This window comes from Lentibacillus kimchii (genome assembly GCF_055381965.1).
On the sequence record NZ_AP043934.1, the window covers coordinates 1,080,745 to 1,099,421 of the forward strand.

Genomic DNA, 18,677 nt, shown 5'->3' on the forward strand with positions numbered 1-18,677 from the left:
TTCATGGCAAAAGAAGTGCCTGAAATGGAAGGTTACGAGCATGGTTTTAGTGATAAGGACGTTTCAGTATTTCGTTCAGGAAAAGGCTTAACGCGTGAAGTTGTTGAGGAAATTTCTAATATGAAAGAAGAACCTCAATGGATGCTCGATTATCGTTTGAAGGCTCTGGAAACTTTCTATAAAAAACCAATGCCGCAGTGGGGCGGCGACCTCTCCGAACTTGACTTTGACGAGATTGTCTATTATGTTAAACCGTCAGAACGTCAAGGGCAAACTTGGGATGAAGTGCCTAAGGAAATCAAAGAAACATTTGATAAACTGGGGATTCCAGAAGCTGAGCAGAATTATCTTGCCGGTGTTTCTGCACAATATGAATCAGAAGTTGTCTATCACAGTATGCAAGAGGATCTGGAAGAACAGGGCATTATCTTTAAAGATACAGATTCAGCACTTCAAGAGAATGAAGAATTGGTCAAAAAGTACTTTGGCAAAGTGATTCCGCCATCCGACAATAAATTTTCTGCTTTGAACTCGGCTGTCTGGTCCGGTGGTTCATTCATCTATGTTCCTAAAGGTGTTCAAGTCAAAACACCGCTGCAGGCATATTTCCGGATTAACTCGGAGAATATGGGTCAGTTCGAACGGACACTGATTATTGCTGATGAGGGATCAGCTGTTCAATATGTCGAGGGCTGCACGGCACCTGTTTATACAACCAGTTCACTGCATAGTGCAGTTGTAGAGATCTTTGTTCACAAGGATGCTTACTGCCGTTATACAACCATCCAGAATTGGGCTAATAACGTCTATAATTTGGTCACCAAACGTACGACCGTTGATGCAAACGGCATGATGGAATGGGTTGACGGCAATATGGGATCGAAATTAACCATGAAATATCCATCCGTTTGGTTAAGAGGCGAAGGTGCACGAGGCGATACGTTATCCATCGCAATTGGCAGTAAAGGTCAAAATCAGGATACTGGTGCTAAAATGCATCACTTGGCGCCAAATACGTCGTCCAGCATTGTATCCAAATCGATTTCCAAAAATGGCGGCAAGGTCACTTACCGCGGTATGGTTGACTTCGGACGCAAAGCCTATGGTGCCCGTTCGAACGTCGAATGTGACACGCTGATTATGGATAGTGAATCAACATCGGATACGATTCCATATAATGAAATTAATAATGACAACATTTCCTTGGAGCACGAGGCGAAAGTTTCCAAGATATCCGAAGAGCAGCTCTTCTATTTGATGAGCCGCGGACTTGGTGAACAAGAAGCAACAGAAATGATCGTCATGGGCTTTATTGAGCCGTTCACTAAAGAACTGCCAATGGAATATGCAGTTGAGATGAACCGCTTGATTAAGATGGAAATGGAAGGATCAGTCGGCTGATTTAATTGTTTTAACCCTTGATGCGACAGTGTTCGCATCAAGGGTTTTTTGTTTGTTGTACCAGCATGGTCCAGAGCGTAAAGGCTTCAGCCATGAGTTATGTCATTGGCTCAATTGATATTTTCCAAAGAATTTTCTTGAAATGTATTAATTATTTGTTATAATAATATTAATATTAAGAACATACTATCCAGTAGGTATGAACTTTAAGGGGGATAGCAGATGGATTTTTCGTTATCTGACAAAACAAAACGACTGCAACAAGAATTAACGACCTTTATGGAAGAGCATGTGTATCCAAGTGAGGCAATTTACAAGCAACAGCTGAATCAGCAGGCGAGTCGCTGGTCTCGTGTTCCGCCGGTCATGGAGGAACTAAAACAGAAGGCTAAAGAGAAAGGGTTATGGAATCTGTTTTTGCCTGATAGTACATATGGAGCAGGACTTTCGAACCTGGAGTACGCAATGCTGTGTGAAATTATGGGGCGTTCCATGATTGGGCCGGAAGTTTTTAACTGCAGCGCCCCGGATACAGGTAACATAGAGGTTCTGGCGAGATATGGAACAGAAGAACAAAAACAACAGTGGCTTAATCCATTGTTGGCTGGGGAAATACGATCATGTTTTTCCATGACGGAGCCTGATGTTGCTTCAAGTGATGCAACTAATATCCAGGCAAGCATCACAAGAGATGGTGATGAGTATATTATTAATGGCAAAAAGTGGTGGTCCTCCGGTGCTGGCGATCCCAGATGCAAAATAGCCATTTTTATGGGTAAATCGGACACGTCAGCTCCTAAACACCAACAGCAGTCGATGATTCTTGTTCCGCTTGATTCATCGGGGGTAACAATTGAGCGAATGCTTCCGGTATTCGGGTATGATCATGCACCCCATGGGCATGCAGAAATAACCTATAACAATGTTCGCGTGCCTGCTGCAAATATGATCTGGGATGAAGGAAAAGGATTTGCCATTGCCCAGGGACGTCTGGGACCAGGCCGAATCCACCATTGTATGCGCACGATTGGTACTGCCGAGAGAGCGCTTGAGGCGTTATGTAAGCGCGTACAAGAACGCGCGGCTTTTGGTCAAAAACTGGAAGAACAGGGTGTTATCCAGCAATGGATTGCTGAATCACGCATGGAAATCGAGCAGTCTCGATTATTAACTTTAAAAGCAGCTTATATGATGGATACAGTCGGCAACAAAGAAGCAAAAGCCGAAATTGCTATGATCAAGGTTGTAGCGCCAAATATGGCATTAAAGGTGATTGATCGGGCAATCCAGGCTTTTGGCGGCGCGGGTGTGAGCGATGATTTTGTTCTCGCTGAACAGTGGGCGAATATACGTACACTCCGATTAGCGGATGGTCCTGATGAAGTTCACCAACGGCAGATTGCCAGATTAGAATTAAAGAAATATTTATAACGGGGAGGAAAGTCTATATGGGTGTATTTGATTTTTTTAAATTAGATGGGAAAACGGCTATTGTTTCCGGAGGAGCACGTGGACTTGGTGCGCAAATTGCCAGGACATTAGCCGAGGCAGGTGCGAATGTTGTTGTCTGCTCCCGGAAAATGGATGCCTGTGAAGAAATGAGTGAAAAACTGGAAACAGACTATGGGGTCAAATCAATTCCACTAGAATGCGATGTTACGAAGCGTGAAGATGTTCAAAATGTTATTGAAGAAACCGTTAAGACTTTTGGTGCTATCGATATTTTAGTCAATAACAGTGGTGCAACGTGGGGTGCTTCAGTCCTGGATATGCCATCTGAAGCATGGGAGAAAGTCATCAATGTCAATGTGACCGGCACATTCCTGATGAGTCAGGAAGCAGGAAAACAAATGGTCGAGCAAAAACGGGGGAAGATTATCAACATTGCTTCAACTGCTGGATTTGGTGGAACTGACCCAAGATATATGGATACGATTGGGTACAATACCAGTAAAGGGGCCATTATGACATTCACAAAAGATTTAGCGACAAAGTGGGGACAGCATAATATTAATGTGAATGCCATAGCCCCGGGATTTTTCCCGACAAAGATGTCCAAAGGATTGCTGGCGTTAGGGCAGGATAAAATTCTTGAAAGCACACCACTGAATCGCCTTGGCAGTGATGATGATATGAAAGGACCTGTATTATTCCTGGCTTCTGGTGCGTCCGATTATGTAAGCGGGGATATATTAACAGTTGATGGTGGCGCGCATGCGTTTTAAGTTATAATCTGCCTATCACACTATTAAAAGCTGAAGACACTGACAGATAAGAGGAGAAATGGTCGTGAAAGATCAAATAACACAGCAAGCAATCATATTATTCGGGGAAAAAGGTTTCAGTGAAACGTCCATCCAGGATATAGTCGATGAATTGGGCGTTACGAAAGGAACATTTTATTACTATTTTACGAGTAAGAAGCAGCTTCTGAAGGATATACATCATGAATATATTTCCGGTTTATTAGAACGTCAGAGCCGTATCATAGATAATGATGCACGAACACAAAAAGAAAAAATCATCGGTATTATTCGCTTATTAATAACAGATATAGCCGATAAAGGGCCTAGTGCCCGTGTATTCTTTCGGGAAATGCACCATTTATCAGATGACCATGCGAAGAATATTAAAGCGAGACGAGAGGATTTTCGTCTGAATGTGGAAAAAGTACTGCAAACAGGCGTACGGAATAGGGAATTCCGACAGGGGCTGCAAGTTGATATGATTGCATTTGGCATACTGGGCGTAACGAATTGGAGTTATAATTGGTTTAATTCGGATGGCGACGTTTCGCCGGAAGAACTGTCAAAAATATTTGCAGACATGATACTGACGGGAATTGTAGAATGACATGATCCCAGCTCCTTTACAGGCGTAATAAAAGCTAAAATGACAGAATAGTATAAAATAACGATCCCGATCTCCGTAATTTCTATTAAATCGGGTCAAAGTTAGATGAGGTGAAAGAAATGGATGTTAAACCACGTGTCGCTGAAACAGATATGCTGGGACACATTAATAATGCGACCTATTTTGTTTATATGGAAGAAGCACGCCTGACATTTCTGGGTGAACTCGGAATCCAAGTCGGAAACGGAGACTTTTCTCTCGTACTTGTTTCAGCCAAATGTGACTTCATACGTCAGGGGTTTTATGGAAATGTCATAACTATTGATACAACCGTCACAAAAATCGGCAGAACAAGCGTGACCCTTATCAGCCAAATGTTTGATAAGGCATCGGGTCATTTAATTGCCAAAGGGCAAGCAACCATCGTGTACTTTGATATTGAACAGCAAAAATCGGCAGAGCTTCCAGATTCATTCAAAGCAAAACTGCAAGCAAAACTAGCATCGTCATGAGGAGGGAAACGTATGAAATCGGCATACCGTGACACGATTCAGGTTCGGGACGGTGAAGGGCTGAATAAGGAAAAACTTCAGCATTTCCTGTCAGAAAATATTAAGGGAATACCAGACGAATCATTGGAAATCAGGCAATTTGGCGCTGGTCACTCCAATTTAACCTACTTATTGACAGTTGGTGCATGGGAAGGGGTGCTGCGCAGGCCGCCGCTTGGTCCGGTTGCACCAAAAGCACATGATATGGGCAGAGAGTATGCGGTGCTGTCCAACTTGCATCCCCTTTATCCAACAGCGCCTAAACCATATATTTTTTCTGAAAATGAAAAGATTGTCGGCAGTCCTTTTTTTATAATGGAAAGACGAAAAGGTAATGTGATAGATTCTGAATTTCCCGATCATATCACGTATGAACCAGCCTTGGGCAAAAAAGTCTCGGAATTGATGGTCGATAAGCTGGTAGAACTGCACCGAATTGATTATACGAAAACGAAATTTGTCAATATGACCAAACCGGATGGATTTATGGAGCGTCAGGTAGCCGGATGGAATAAGCGCTACGAACGTTCAAAGACGGATGATGTACCAGGTGTTGAAGAGCTCATGAAGTGGCTGGAAAATCATATACCTGTTTCAGCGAAGCCGTCAGTGATCCATTATGATTACAAGTTAAACAATGCCATGTTTTCTGAAGACTTTAGTGATATGACGGGGTTATTTGACTGGGAGATGGCGACTGTGGGGGATCCGCTCGCCGATGTTGGTGCTGCGTTGAGTTACTGGATTCAGGCAGACGATCCTGATGAGTTGAAAAAGGGTCTTGGTCAACCACCTGCGACCATTAAAGAGGGCTTTTACACACGCCGGGAATTTTTGCATGCATATGCCAAAAAAAGCGGCAGAGATGTAACGACTATTAATTTCTATCTGACGTTTTCCTATTTTAAACTCGCTGTTATTTGTCAGCAAATTTATTACCGGTATCATAAAGGCCAAACCGATGATCCCAGGTTTGCTCATTTTAATCGCTTTGTTGCTAATTTGGTTCAATACGCGCTGAATACGTCCAAAGGCGTGTGATGTATCATGAAAATCCATCTGCTTTGGAAGAAGGAAGAAATCGATGAGTATCAAATAAGCGGCAATAAAATAGCCGTTGTATTCGATGTGCTTCTGGCAACATCGACTATCGCGTCCTGTCTCGCCTCCGGTGCAAAGGAGGTCATTCCGGTACTGGATAAGCGAGAGGCCCTGGATAAAGCAAAAACGCTGAACCACGCGTCGGCTGACGATGTATTGCTGGCCGGGGAAAGTGATGGGCTGACGATTGAAGGTTTTCTGAATCCGGTCCCGTCCGCGTTAAATGAACGTGTATCTGGTAAGACCGTCATTTTGTCAACAACAAACGGAACTGTCGCAATACGCCAAGCAGCATCTGCGAAAAAGGTTTACACAGCATCTCTTTTAAATGGAGCGGCTGTGGGAAAACGGATTGTCAACGCGTATGAAGATGAGACGATTGTAGTGGTCTGTTCAGGTTCCAGAAACACGTTTTGTCTGGAAGATTACTATGGAGCCGGTTATTTTGTTACATGTCTCATTAATGAATTTGGCCAGGAAAATGTTGATTTGACGGACAGTGCATTGTCAGCAACGTTACTCTTTGAACACATGTCAGATCAGGCAGTTAGTATATTGGAGCAATCGGCTGTTGGGGGCATGCTGTCGAAATATGGATTATATGATGATGTTGCATATGTAAGTCAGCTGGGAAAGCTGGATGTCGTGCCGCTATTAAATAATGCAGTGAATTCTTTAAGCAGCGAAATTATTGATCGTACTGCAACAAATGAAGGAGGCCTGAATAAATGAAAATCGTCCAATTTACAGAATATGGTGGTCCGGATGTTTTGGAAGTTACGAATCAGCTGAAACCAGAGCCAGGTGATAATGATGTGATCATTGAGGTGGAAGCAATTGGCGTCAATTATGCCGATATAGCCAGACGTGAAGGGGAATATGTACTCCCAACTGAACTGCCTTTCACGCCAGGCACGGAGGTTGTGGGGAAAGTCACAGAAACTGGTAATAAAGCAGGAAATGTCGAAAAGGGAACGCGCGTTGCTTCGCTGATCGGATCTGGTGGTTATGCCGAATATGTTAAAACCAAAGCGGATTCACTCATTCCTGTTCCTGATGGCGTATCACTCGAAAAGGCGGTTGCACTTCCGTTGCAGGGGCTAAGTGCCTATCATATTTTACAAACAATGGGGAGACTGGCAGAAGGTGAGACGGTTCTTGTTCATGCGGCAGCGGGCGGTGTTGGCTCATTGGCTGTCCAGCTTGCCAAACGTTTTGGGGCGGGAAAAGTGATTGCGACAGCCAGTACACCGGAAAAACTGCTCTTTGCCGAGAAAATGGGGGCAGATCATCTGGTTAATTACTCCCAGGATAACTGGGAAAAGCATGTCCGCGAGGTGACGGATGGCAAAGGCGTTGATGTTGCGCTCGAAATGGCGGGTGGTGATGTTTTCCATAAAACGCTGAAATGCCTAGCACCGTTTGGACGCATGGTTGTATATGGCGTGGCAAGCGGACAGCAGCCAAAATTCTATCCATCATCGTTAATGCGGCGCAATCAATCCGTTGTTGGTTTTTTTCTGCCGCAGATCATGCAGAAACCGGAACTGTTTAAAAGCAGTTTGCAGGAGCTGTTGGCGTATGCTGAAAAAGGCGAACTGGAACTGACCATTGGCGGTACGTATCCCTTAACAGAAGCGAAAGAAGTTCATCGCCTGTTTCAAGAACGTCGAACCAGAGGAAAAATGATTTTAAAACCATAAAGGGAGGATAGTCAAATGCATACAGCTCATTATCAATTTTGGCCTGCCCGATTGCCGAAACATTTAACGTTACCAGAGACGACTTTATACGAAAATCTAGTTATATCCAGTAAGAAGTATCCAAACAAAACGGCCATCCATTATTATGGAAAAACATTAAAGTACCAACAGCTCGCAGATGAAGTGGAACAGCTTGCCGGTTATCTGGAGGCTGAGTTAGGAGTCAAGAAGAATGATAAACTGTTGCTGTTCATGCAAAATTCGCCTCAGTTTTTGATAAGCTTTTTTGCCATTTTGCGATTACAGGCGGTTGTAATCCCTGCTAATCCGATGAGTACCATAGACGATCTTGCCTTTTATGTGAACGATTGTGGGGTTCGTCATGCCCTTACAGGTCAAGAATTATACGACAAAGCAGCTCCCTTAAAAGAAACAACCTCCTTAGAAACCATTATTGTTGCTTCCTATGTCAGCTACATTGATAAGGAAAAAGCGATCGGTGATCTGCCGCCGGAGGTGAAAAATCCGCCTGAATCATTCCCTGAAGATGTTATTTGGGAAGAAGCATTAGCCAAAACAAGCAAGCCGTCTTCTTATCGCGGAACAAAAGAAGACGTTGTCATGATTCCTTATACGTCAGGAACAACAGGGCTGCCAAAGGGATGTGTGCATACGAACAACACGATTCAAGCCAACACATTTGGCGCTTCTTATTGGATGAATATGACTGCGGATACAGTTACCCTGACAACCTTGCCGTTGTTTCACGTTACAGGTTTGCTGCATACGGCACTGGCACCGATTGCAGCTGGAAGCTCCATGGTAATGCTGACGCGATGGGACCGGAATTATGCTGCCAGAGCCATTGAAACGTATGGCTGTTCTCACTGGATTAACATTAGTACAATGCTTATTGACTTTCTGGCAATCCCTGATCTGGAAGACTATGACATTTCGTCTCTTGACGTTATCGGCGGGGGCGGATCTCCGCTTCCTGAAGCAGTGGGGGAACAGCTGTATAAACGTACAGGACTCAGATATGTTGAGGGTTACGGATTATCGGAAACTATCTCTCACACGCATTTCAATCCACCTGACCGGCCAAAAATGCAGTGCCTTGGCATTCCGTCATTCGATGTCGATGCGCGGGTGATTGATCCCTCTACAGGAGAAGAAGTGACTTTGAACGAAGAAGGTGAGCTTATTGTGAATGGGCCACAGGTGTTCAAAGGGTATCATAATCGTGATGAGGATAATAAGAAGGCACATATTGACCTGGATGGCAAGACATTTTTCCGAACCGGAGATATTGTAAAGAGAGATGATGAGGGCTACTTTTTCCTTGTTGACCGTCTGAAGCGGATGATCAATGCGGCTGGATTTAAAGTATGGCCGACAGAAGTAGAATCTATTTTGTATAAACATCCTTCTATACAGCAGGCGTGTGTTGTCAGTGCGCCCGATGAAAAACGAGGGGAAACCGTCAAAGCTTTTGTGATTCCAGAGTCTGATGCTGCAGAGAGTCTAACAGCAAATGATATTATTGAGTGGTCAAAAAGGCAAATGGCTGCCTATAAATATCCACGTATCGTTGAATTCAGAGACAGCTTTCCAACAACAAGCAGCGGCAAAATCCTTTGGAGAGAACTGCAGAAAGACAATTGATGGCCGAGACAATTCATTTTAAACAAGGAGGTGCCATAGGTGGATGAATGGATAGATATCCAAACTGTCAATTGGTTTTCAAGCGTTATAAATGTAAGCGCTATCTCATAAAACATTTTTAGGAGGCGTATGTTTCATGGATAAAGTGTGGCTGAAACATTACCCAGAGCATTTCCAAAAAGAGGTCGACATACCCGATGATTCACTTCCGGATATGCTGCATCAGACGATTGCTGGATACGGGGAACATAAGGCCCTTTCATTTTATGGGCGGGAAATCAGTTATAACGAATTGGGACAGCAAACCGGGGCATTCACTTCTGCTCTCCAGCAGGATGGGTTTTTAAAGGGAGATCGTGCAGCGTTAATGCTTCCTAACTGCCCGCAGTATGTCATCAGCTATTATGGTGTTCTGCAGGCAGGCGGAATTGTTACGCAAATTAATCCAATGTTAGTCGGCAAAGAATTGGCGTTCATTTTGCAAGATTCAGGGGCAGAAACGATCATTATTTATGAGTCTTTCTTACCTGTTTTAAATCAGATTATTGATCAGACGTCTGTTAAACGCGTGATTAAAGTGACCCTTGAAGGCTCTGGCACGGAAGACAGTCAGGCTATCGATTTTACAGATTTTCTTAAGAGAACAACAAACCCGCCCGTACCTGTTGATATTGAGCCGTCTACGGATGTAGCAATCTTGCAATATACAGGTGGAACGACTGGACGCTCAAAGGGTGCTATGCTGACACATCGTAATTTGCTGGCGAATGTTATCCAATCCCACGAATTTTTTAAAGATACCATTGAATACGGAAAAGAGCGTTTTCTGACGGTTATACCTCTGTTTCATGTATTTGGTATGACATCTTGTATGAACCTTTCCATTTATACGGGATCATTGAGCATCATGCTGCCCAGATTTGAACTGGATGATGTATTGGAAACGATCAAAGAACGGCAGCCTACAAGCTTTCCGGGTGTACCGACTATGTATGTAGCCATTGCGAATCATCCAAGAGCAGATCAATACGGGATTGACAGCATCCGAATTTGCAATAGCGGAAGTGCACCAATGCCAAAGGAAATTATGCGGAGATTTGAAGATAAAACAGGCGCTGCCATACTGGAGGGATACGGGCTGTCAGAAAGTTCCCCAACGACTCATTGTAATCCTGCGTTTGGTACCAGGAAGCCGGGAAGTATCGGTATTGGGTTTCCCTCGACTGATTACAAAATTGTCGATTTAGCGGACGGCATGACTGAACAGCCGCCGGGTGAATCCGGGGAGATTATTGTAAAAGGCCCGCAAGTTATGAAAGGCTATTGGAACATGCCGGAGGAAACTGCCAATACGTTACGTGACGGCTGGCTTTACACCGGCGACATTGCTTACATGGATGAGGAAGGCTATGCCTATGTTATTGACCGGAAGAAAGATCTTATCATTGCGAGCGGGTACAATATTTATCCACGCGATGTAGAAGAAATGATGTATGAACATCCAGCTGTACAGGAAGTGGTCGTCGTCGGTGTACCTGATCCCTACCGCGGCGAGACTGTTAAAGCAGTAGCCGTTCTGAAAGAAGGGGAGACAGTCTCTGAAGAAGCTTTAATGGATTATTGCCGGCAAAATACGGCTGCGTATAAAGTACCGCGTATTATTGAATTCAGGGATGAATTACCGAAAACCAATGTTGGAAAAATATTGCGGCGAAAAATCAGAGAAGAGAGTACTGAATAGAAGTAAAAGGCGGGAGGACCAATCTGTTCTCACTTGACTGAAAATACTGAACAGTTAGTCGATAAGGGGAGGATTATATGACAGCAAACATTCATAAAGTAGCAGTTCTCGGTGCCGGGTCCATGGGGCATCAAATTGCGATGCTCTGTGCCCTTGGCGGGTTTCATACGTATCTGCAGGATGTTGATGACAGTGCATTATCCAAAGCTGAGGAGACGCTGGAAGCACGCATGAACGATTGGGTCGATAAGAATAAGATTACTGCGGAAACAAAACAGATTGCCTTTACAAATCTTCATACGGCTCCGAGTTTACAAGAAGCTGTAACGGATGCGGATTTGGTTATCGAAGCGGTGGTGGAAAAAGTCGATGTTAAACGGGAAGTGTTTTCCGAACTGGATAAACATGCACCTAAGGAGGCGATTTTAGCAACAAATAGCTCGTCAATTGTGAATTCTAAAATCGCTGACGTGACATCCAGACCTGAGAAAGTGATCAACATGCACTTCTTTTTCCCGCCGCTTGTCATGGATTGTGTCGAAGTGGTCAAGAGCGACCAAACGTCTGAAGAAACAGCCCGAACGGTGATGGATTTCTGTGAACAAATCGACCGTAAAGCCGTTTTACTGGAAAAAGAAATTTATGGATTCATAGCAAATCGCTTGTTATTTGCCATTTCGGATGAAGCCTTGTATTTATATGAAAATGGCTATGCCGACTTTGAAGCTATTGATGTTATTACTAAAAAGGCACTTGGTCATCCGCTCGGGCCGTTTGAATTAATGGATTTGTCAGGAATTGACGTCGGTTACTATGCAAACATGCAGCTTTACCAGGAAACCGGCGATCCAAAGGTTAAGCCTGCCAAATCGGTGGAAGAGAAGGTGAAAGCGGGCAATCTCGGACGTAAAACGGGAAAAGGCTGGTATGACTATAGAAAAGCGTGACAATAGCATGTTACAGAAGGAGTGATTTCATGTATTTACGTTTGACAGAAGAACAGAAAATGGTGCAGACAACAATCCGGAAATTTGTGGAGAAAGAATTGATTCCACTTGAAAATGAAGTGCTGCGAAATGAACGGGCAGGAAAGCCAAGTTTGCCACCCGAAAAAATGGAGGAACTTCAAGCGAAAGCCAAAGAAGCCGGATTCTGGGGCATTAACACGCCAAGCGAATACGGAGGAGCCGACATCGGACAAACGATGATGGCGGTTGTGCTGATGGAAGTCTCTAAAACGTTTGTGCCGTTTCAATTTGGAGGTTCCGCTGATAATATTCTGTATTATGGTAATCACGAACAGAAAGAGAAATATCTAATCCCAACCCTTAATGGAGAGAAAAAATCTTGTTTTGCCATGACTGAACCTGGTGCAGGATCAGATACAAAAAATATCAAAACGACAGCAGTTAAGGACGGAAATGAATGGATCATAAACGGGGAAAAGACATTTATTACAGGCGGAAACGAAGCAGATTTTGTGATGGTAATAGCCATTACCGATAAAGACAAACATCAAGAAACAGGCAGAGAGGGTGTCACATGCTTTATTGTTGACCGAGAAATGGGCTGGAAGTCAGAATATATCGATACTATGGGTGAATGGGGTCCCGCCAACTTGATTTTTGATAATGTCCGAGTGCCGGAAGAAAATATCTTAGGTGACGTGGGCGGGGGTTATGAGCTTGGCTTGGAATGGATCGGCTTCGCCAGATGGGTTGTTGGCGCATCGGCAGTAGGCGCTGCTGAGCGTCTGTTGCAGATGGCTGTCGATTATTCAAAAGAACGGGAGACGTTCGGCCGGCCCATTTCCGACAGACAGGCGATTCAATGGCAAATTGCAGATTCAGCGGTTGAGATTGAAGCGGCAAAATGGCTCGTTTTGAATGCTGCTTTTACGCTCGATCAGGGAGAGGATAACCGGCACCAGGCATCGATGGCTAAACTCTATGGATCGAATATGGGCAACCGGGTTGTTGACCGTGTACTTCAGATTCATGGAGGCATGGGTTACACAAAGGAATTGCCGATTGAACGGTGGTACCGTGAAGCCAGGTTATGGCGCATTTATGACGGGACGGATGAAATACAACGGTTAATTATTTCGCGAAATCTGTTAAAAGGAAATGTGAAAATAGGGCAGTCTATCTAGCTGCAAAACAGTGAGTACAATGCTATGGAGTATGAGCGCAGTCATCATAAATTGAGGAGGATAAAAATGGCGATACAAGGCAATGACCATTTATTAACGACTACAAAGGAAGGGGTACTCTATCTGACCCTGAACCGGCCGGACAGTTTGAATGCATTCAGCCCGGACATGATGACAGGTCTAAAAGAAGCACTTACTGAGGCCCGTCATGACGAAACAGTCCGTACCATTGTTATTTCTGGTTCAGGACGCGCATTCAGTGCAGGTGGAGATGTCAAAACAATGGGAAAACAGCCACCTTTGGACGTTTATGATCATATTGGAGAATTAAACGAATTAATTCTTTCTATAAAAAATTTGGATAAACCAATTATTGCTGCAGTTCATGGTTTTGCGGCGGGAGCTGGTTTTAACCTTGCACTCGCTTGCGATATGATTCTTGCTTCAGAGGAAACTAATTTTATTTTAAGTTTTTCCAAAGTTGGGTTAATTTCAGATGGGGGCGGCCATTACTTTCTGCCAAAAATCATTGGTCCCTATCGTACGAAAGAGCTTTTGTTCAGCGCTGAACCGATAGCAGCTGAGAAGGCTTATGAATTAGGAATAGTTAATCATTTGTATCCGCTAGATGAATTACAGGAAAACGTTCATGATTTTGCCGTAAAAATGGCTTCTGGCCCTGTAACGGCATACGGTTTCATGAAGAGCTTAGTTGATCAGTCGCTTAATCTGGATTTAGAAACCATTCTTGAACAAGAACGAATTACGCAGGCTTCGGTCATATCAACAGATGACCATGAAGAAGGGGTTCAGGCTTTTAAAGAAAAGCGGGAACCGAATTTTAGAACGTAATCATGTGACGTTAATGTTTGAACAGGGGTGATGAAACGTGCTGGAAGAATACGGTTTAAAGCGTATTACACTCGACCTTCCGTTCCGTCTTGATCATGTAAATTGTTTTCTTGCTGAAGGAGAACAAGGCTGGACAGTCATCGATGCCGGTCTGCATAATCAGCAGACAGTTAATAGATGGGAGACGGAATTGAGCAGGAAAAATGTTACAGATATTATCGTAACACATTACCATCCGGATCATTTTGGGTATGCTGGCGGATTGCAGGCAAAACATAATGCACGCGTTTCCATGTCGGAAATTGATTACGACGCTGCTAAAAACGCTTGGAACCAAGCGTTTTTAGATGAACTTTCAGGAAATTATCTGCTGGCGGATATTCCGGACGATCAGGCAAAACAAATGCAGGCGAACACAGAGGACTTTATCTCGCGAATCACACCATACCCGGAAGTGAACCATTTTTTGGAGGATGGCGCTATCTTGTCCTTTGGCAAACATGACTATGAGGTGATTTCAACACCGGGACATTCGGATGGTTTGATAACATTTTATAACAAAGAAAAAGATATGCTGTTATCAACTGATCACATTTTACCAAAGATCACCCCAAATATTTCGTATTGGTTTCATGGCGAGCCAAACCCATTGGCGCGCTATCTGGAGTCATTGGATAAGATTGAGAAAGTTGAAGCTGATTTCGTTATACCTTCCCATGGTGATCCCTTTCATGGCGCAAATGATCGGATTGAGGAAATTAAATCACATCATGATGAGCGGCTGCAACAGACTTTGGAATCAATCGGCAATGGCAATACAGTGTACAGTGTCTGTCAAAGCCTGTTCCGGAAAGAGCTTACCGTCCACGAGATGCGGTTTGCGGTTGGCGAGACTCTGGCACATCTGGAATATTTACGATACAAGGGAGAGTGTGAAAGGGAACTTCGTTATGGGAAGTACTGGTATTCTTTATAAGAGTTAACTATTAAGGACTGTAAGAGCATTGTGGCTAGCCATGGGAGGACTTGATATTTTGCGAGACATTTATTCAAGTAAGAGTAATCATAAAAATGTATCAAAGTGTGGGAGAGATGTACTGCTAACAGCCACTGAGTAAATTATTAAGGGGGGGGTTAAATAATGCAAGACGTTTTGAAAAAAAGTTGGCCTAAAGGACTCCAAGAAGAATTGGATTATCGATTAGGCGAAAAGCCATTGCATGAGTACCTCATTCAAAATGCCAAGGAGCTGCCGAACCAACCCGGTTATATATTTTATGGAAATAATATCACTTGGAAAGATTTAGAGGAATACACACGCCGTTTTTCCGGTTTTCTTAAGGTCCAGGGAGTTGGTAAAGGTGATTGTGTTGGCCTATTTATGCAAAACTGTCCGCAATATTTGATAGCGCATTATGCCATTCAAATGATTGGAGCTGTAGTTGTGCCGTTGAACCCGATGTATAAAGAAAGTGAGCTGGATTATTTCATCAATGAAGCTGCGATTAAAGTGATAGTTTCCGGTGATGAATTATATCAGCGGATTGAAAATATCAAGGATAATGCGCCATCTCTTCAATTTTTAGTTACGACAAATTATGCTGATTTTCTTCCTAAAGCGCCAGAACTGCCTATTCCTGAAGAATTATCAATGAAGAAGAAAGATTGTGAGAGTGCTCATGATATGAAAAGGATGATTGACTCCGTTGATCCTTTAATGGAATTAGAACCAATTGATATTTGGAATGACGTTGGACACGTTGGACTCATGGTGTTCACCTCAGGAACTACAGGAAGACCCAAGGGTGCAATGTTGACTTATGGGAATGCCTTATTTAAGACAGCTGCAACTGTCCAAAGTTACAGATTAGAACAAACGGACAAATCATTGGCTTCAGCGCCATTAACTCATATTGCTGGGATGGTTATGGGAGTAAATGTTCCAGTTTACAGGGCACTTTCTTGCGTTCTGCTTACACGCTTCGATCCTGGTGCAGCTATCCAGGCAATTGAAGAGTATAAAATTAATAAATTATATACAGTCGCAACGATGAATGCTGCGATATTGAATTATCCGGAAATTGAAAAGAGAGATTTGAGTTCACTTGAACTAAATTTTGCTACCAGTTTTGGGATACAGGTTGATGAACAGTTAGCCAAGAAATGGAGAAAATTAACAGATGGTTGTATCCTGCTGGAAGCCTCGTATGGTTTAAGTGAAACACATACATGTGATACTTTCATGCCAATTGAGCACATCAAATATGGAACATGCGGTATTGCCACATATGATACAGCGTTGCGGATTGTTGATATGGAAACTGGAGAAGACTTGCCACCAGGTAAGGAGGGTGAAATTGCGGTTAAAAATCCTGGAGTATTTAAAGGTTATCTTAATCAACCTGATGCCACGGACGAAATACTCCAGGATGGCTGGGTATTCACAGGTGACATCGGGCAATTAGATGAGGATGGCTATATGTATTTCAAAGGGCGCGTGAAAGAAATGATTAAATCTTCAGGGTTCAGTGTATTTCCGGATGATGTGGAAGCGATGATAAGTGATCATAAGGCAGTTTCTCAGGTCGCCTGTGTTGGGGTTCCGGATGATTCCAAAGGAGAAATTGTCAAAGCGTTTGTTGTTTTAAATCCCTCATTCGAAGGTGAAATCAGTGAAAATGATTTGATGGAGTGGGCAAAGGAGAAAATGGCTGCTTATAAATATCCGAGGTCATTTGAGTTTATCGATAGTCTGCCAGAAACCAGCTCAGGAAAAGTATTACGGAGACTCCTTAAAGAATAGTATTGAAAATTATGTAAGGGTAAATGCTTTTAAAGATCTGTGATTTTATTAACATTATAATAAAGGAGAACTGGGATGGAAAAAGAAATTGAAGATCTATTAACAAGAAAAGATAATGCAAGGTTCGGAGGAGGTCTTCAGAAATTAGAAAAACAGCATCAACTGGGGTTTCATACTGCTAGAGAGCGGATTGAAAAATTGATAGATTCAGGTTCCTTCTTAGAATTGGGTAAACTGGCACATTCGGATCAGGACGGTGAAGAAACAAATAGTGCTGGTGATGGAGTTATCACTGGACTCGCAAAAGTCAATGGCCGTTTAATTGCTCTTCAGGTTGCTGACAGAACAGTTTTTGCTGGTACAGAGGGGATGGTTTATTTTCGTAAAACGCGAGCATTGCATGACCTGGCTATAAAGCGAGGTCTGCCTATGTTCAACTTAATGGAAGGCGGCGGCTTGCGTATGCCAGATGGTATGGGATCTGATGGTATAAGCCAAATGCTGTTTCACCAAGAATTATTACAACATCATAGGCAAGTGCCGATGATCACTTCAATTTTGGGAGACAGTTTTGGTGGTCCCACATGGACAGCCGTTTCTTCTGATTTCGTAAGCCAGGTTAAAGGAACGACAATGGCTGTGGCTGGCCCCCGGATGCTGGAAGTAGCAACCGGTGAAAAAGTCTCAAACGAGGAATTGGGGGGCTGGGATATACATGCCGAATATACGGGGCAAGCTGATCATTTCTCTGAAACGGAAGAAGATGCGATTGAAAGTATGAAACGCTTTTTGGATTACATGCCACAAAATTCACAGGAAGAGCCAATTCACCGGGAAACAGCTGATGACCCTCATCGCAGTTTAGAGGAAATCGTAAGTATTGTACCAACCAGGACCAAACGTGCCTATGATATGAAAAGAGTCATTAAGATTATTGTAGATGACGGTGACTATTTTGAATTAAAACCTGACTATGGCAAAGCGCTGATTACTGTTTTGACCAGAATAGATGGCAGAGTAGTTGGTATGATTGCGAACCAGCCTATGCAATTTGCAGGTTCAGCTGGCGTTAAGGAGTGTGAAAAAGCTACTGATTTTATCTGCCTGTGTGATTCATACAATATACCACTTGTATTTTTACACGACATACCTGGCTTCCGTGTATCAAGTGATGCGGAAAAATGGAAGATACCAACAAAAATTATGGTATGGAACCAGGCATTGGCACAATCGACTGTACCAAAGATTTCAGTTATTATCCGTAAAAGTATTGGTGCTGCTTACGGTAATATGTGCGGACCTACAATGGGTGCTGACTTTGTTGTAGCATGGCCAACAGCTGAGATTAATTTTACAGGGCCGGAAGTCGGAATTAATGTCGTTTATGGTGACGAATTACAACATGCGGATAATGTCCACGAAAAGCGTTCAGAACTATTGGGAACTTGGGGAGGTGATAGTTCTCCATATAAAGCGGCCAGCAAGCATTTAATTGATGATGTGATAGATCCAAGAGATACGAGAAAGTTTCTTAGTCAAACATTGGAGTTTTGCTGTGCCCGAAATGGTACAATCAGTGAGAAATCATTAGCTAACTGGCCAACAGGATTTTGACTTTAAAAGAGAATTTATTTAAGAAAATTTGATTGAGCATATCGTCAGCATTTATACAACATAATAAACCCGGCTAATTGCTTTAACCTTTAGAAGCCCTGTCATATAATGAATCATGACAGGGTTTTTTAATGTGCAGCGGTTTACGAAGGACTAGTGAGGAAGGCTGTCAGCACAAGCTTAGATTGCGGTGCTGAGGAAAGCCAGAACAGTTCAAATTATATCAATTCAGTCTGATTCA

At 43.2% G+C, this 18,677-nt stretch carries 16 protein-coding genes; all 16 read left to right on the plus strand.

What is annotated here, in order from left to right; all coding sequences use genetic code 11:
• Positions 1 to 3: 3 nt before the first annotated feature.
• The 16 genes from sufB (at position 4) to ACZ444_RS05945 (ending at position 18,436) form a co-directional block, all read left to right on the plus strand.
• Entirely contained in the window at positions 4 to 1,401 is a 1,398-nt protein-coding gene (gene sufB, locus ACZ444_RS05870; protein WP_382357594.1) for a Fe-S cluster assembly protein SufB, read from the plus strand.
• Between the two features lie 222 nt (positions 1,402 to 1,623).
• Positions 1,624 to 2,832, plus strand: coding sequence for an acyl-CoA dehydrogenase (locus tag ACZ444_RS05875; RefSeq protein WP_382357593.1), 1,209 nt, complete (start codon positions 1,624 to 1,626; stop codon positions 2,830 to 2,832).
• 17 nt (positions 2,833 to 2,849) lie between these two features.
• A complete protein-coding gene (locus ACZ444_RS05880; protein ID WP_382357592.1) occupies positions 2,850 to 3,626 on the plus strand; it encodes an SDR family oxidoreductase in 777 nt (258 codons plus the stop codon).
• A gap of 58 nt (positions 3,627 to 3,684) precedes the next feature.
• Positions 3,685 to 4,254 (plus strand): TetR/AcrR family transcriptional regulator, encoded by a 570-nt coding sequence (locus ACZ444_RS05885; protein ID WP_382357591.1) that lies wholly within the window; start codon positions 3,685 to 3,687, stop codon positions 4,252 to 4,254.
• Positions 4,255 to 4,373: 119 nt separating this feature from the next.
• Positions 4,374 to 4,766, plus strand: coding sequence for an acyl-CoA thioesterase (locus tag ACZ444_RS05890; protein WP_464433694.1), 393 nt, complete (start codon positions 4,374 to 4,376; stop codon positions 4,764 to 4,766).
• Positions 4,767 to 4,778: 12 nt separating this feature from the next.
• The gene (locus ACZ444_RS05895) at positions 4,779 to 5,846 is read left to right on the plus strand and encodes a phosphotransferase family protein (RefSeq protein ID WP_382357589.1); all 1,068 of its coding nucleotides are present in this window, start codon (positions 4,779 to 4,781) and stop codon (positions 5,844 to 5,846) included.
• Between the two features lie 6 nt (positions 5,847 to 5,852).
• Positions 5,853 to 6,638 carry a 2-phosphosulfolactate phosphatase gene (locus ACZ444_RS05900; protein WP_382357588.1) on the plus strand — a complete coding sequence of 262 codons (786 nt, stop codon included), beginning with the start codon at positions 5,853 to 5,855 and terminating at the stop codon, positions 6,636 to 6,638.
• The gene (locus ACZ444_RS05905) at positions 6,635 to 7,609 is read left to right on the plus strand and encodes a quinone oxidoreductase family protein (protein ID WP_382357587.1); all 975 of its coding nucleotides are present in this window, start codon (positions 6,635 to 6,637) and stop codon (positions 7,607 to 7,609) included. The genes ACZ444_RS05900 and ACZ444_RS05905 overlap by 4 nt, the downstream gene beginning before the upstream one ends.
• A gap of 15 nt (positions 7,610 to 7,624) precedes the next feature.
• Positions 7,625 to 9,274 (plus strand): long-chain-fatty-acid--CoA ligase, encoded by a 1,650-nt coding sequence (locus ACZ444_RS05910; RefSeq protein WP_382357586.1) that lies wholly within the window; start codon positions 7,625 to 7,627, stop codon positions 9,272 to 9,274.
• Positions 9,275 to 9,410: 136 nt separating this feature from the next.
• Positions 9,411 to 11,015: a long-chain-fatty-acid--CoA ligase gene (locus ACZ444_RS05915; RefSeq protein WP_382357585.1), complete on the plus strand. Its 1,605-nt coding sequence runs from the start codon at positions 9,411 to 9,413 to the stop codon at positions 11,013 to 11,015.
• A gap of 77 nt (positions 11,016 to 11,092) precedes the next feature.
• Positions 11,093 to 11,962 (plus strand): 3-hydroxyacyl-CoA dehydrogenase family protein, encoded by an 870-nt coding sequence (locus tag ACZ444_RS05920; RefSeq protein WP_382357584.1) that lies wholly within the window; start codon positions 11,093 to 11,095, stop codon positions 11,960 to 11,962.
• Between the two features lie 29 nt (positions 11,963 to 11,991).
• The gene (locus tag ACZ444_RS05925) at positions 11,992 to 13,167 is read left to right on the plus strand and encodes an acyl-CoA dehydrogenase family protein (RefSeq protein ID WP_382357583.1); all 1,176 of its coding nucleotides are present in this window, start codon (positions 11,992 to 11,994) and stop codon (positions 13,165 to 13,167) included.
• A 66-nt stretch (positions 13,168 to 13,233) separates the two neighbouring features.
• The gene (locus ACZ444_RS05930; RefSeq protein WP_382357582.1) at positions 13,234 to 14,019 is read left to right on the plus strand and encodes an enoyl-CoA hydratase/isomerase family protein; all 786 of its coding nucleotides are present in this window, start codon (positions 13,234 to 13,236) and stop codon (positions 14,017 to 14,019) included.
• A 37-nt stretch (positions 14,020 to 14,056) separates the two neighbouring features.
• Positions 14,057 to 14,995 carry an MBL fold metallo-hydrolase gene (locus ACZ444_RS05935; protein ID WP_382357581.1) on the plus strand — a complete coding sequence of 313 codons (939 nt, stop codon included), beginning with the start codon at positions 14,057 to 14,059 and terminating at the stop codon, positions 14,993 to 14,995.
• 165 nt (positions 14,996 to 15,160) lie between these two features.
• Positions 15,161 to 16,822, plus strand: coding sequence for a class I adenylate-forming enzyme family protein (locus ACZ444_RS05940; RefSeq protein WP_382357580.1), 1,662 nt, complete (start codon positions 15,161 to 15,163; stop codon positions 16,820 to 16,822).
• Positions 16,823 to 16,897: 75 nt separating this feature from the next.
• Positions 16,898 to 18,436 carry an acyl-CoA carboxylase subunit beta gene (locus ACZ444_RS05945; protein WP_382357579.1) on the plus strand — a complete coding sequence of 513 codons (1,539 nt, stop codon included), beginning with the start codon at positions 16,898 to 16,900 and terminating at the stop codon, positions 18,434 to 18,436.
• The last annotated feature ends 241 nt before the right edge of the window (positions 18,437 to 18,677 follow it).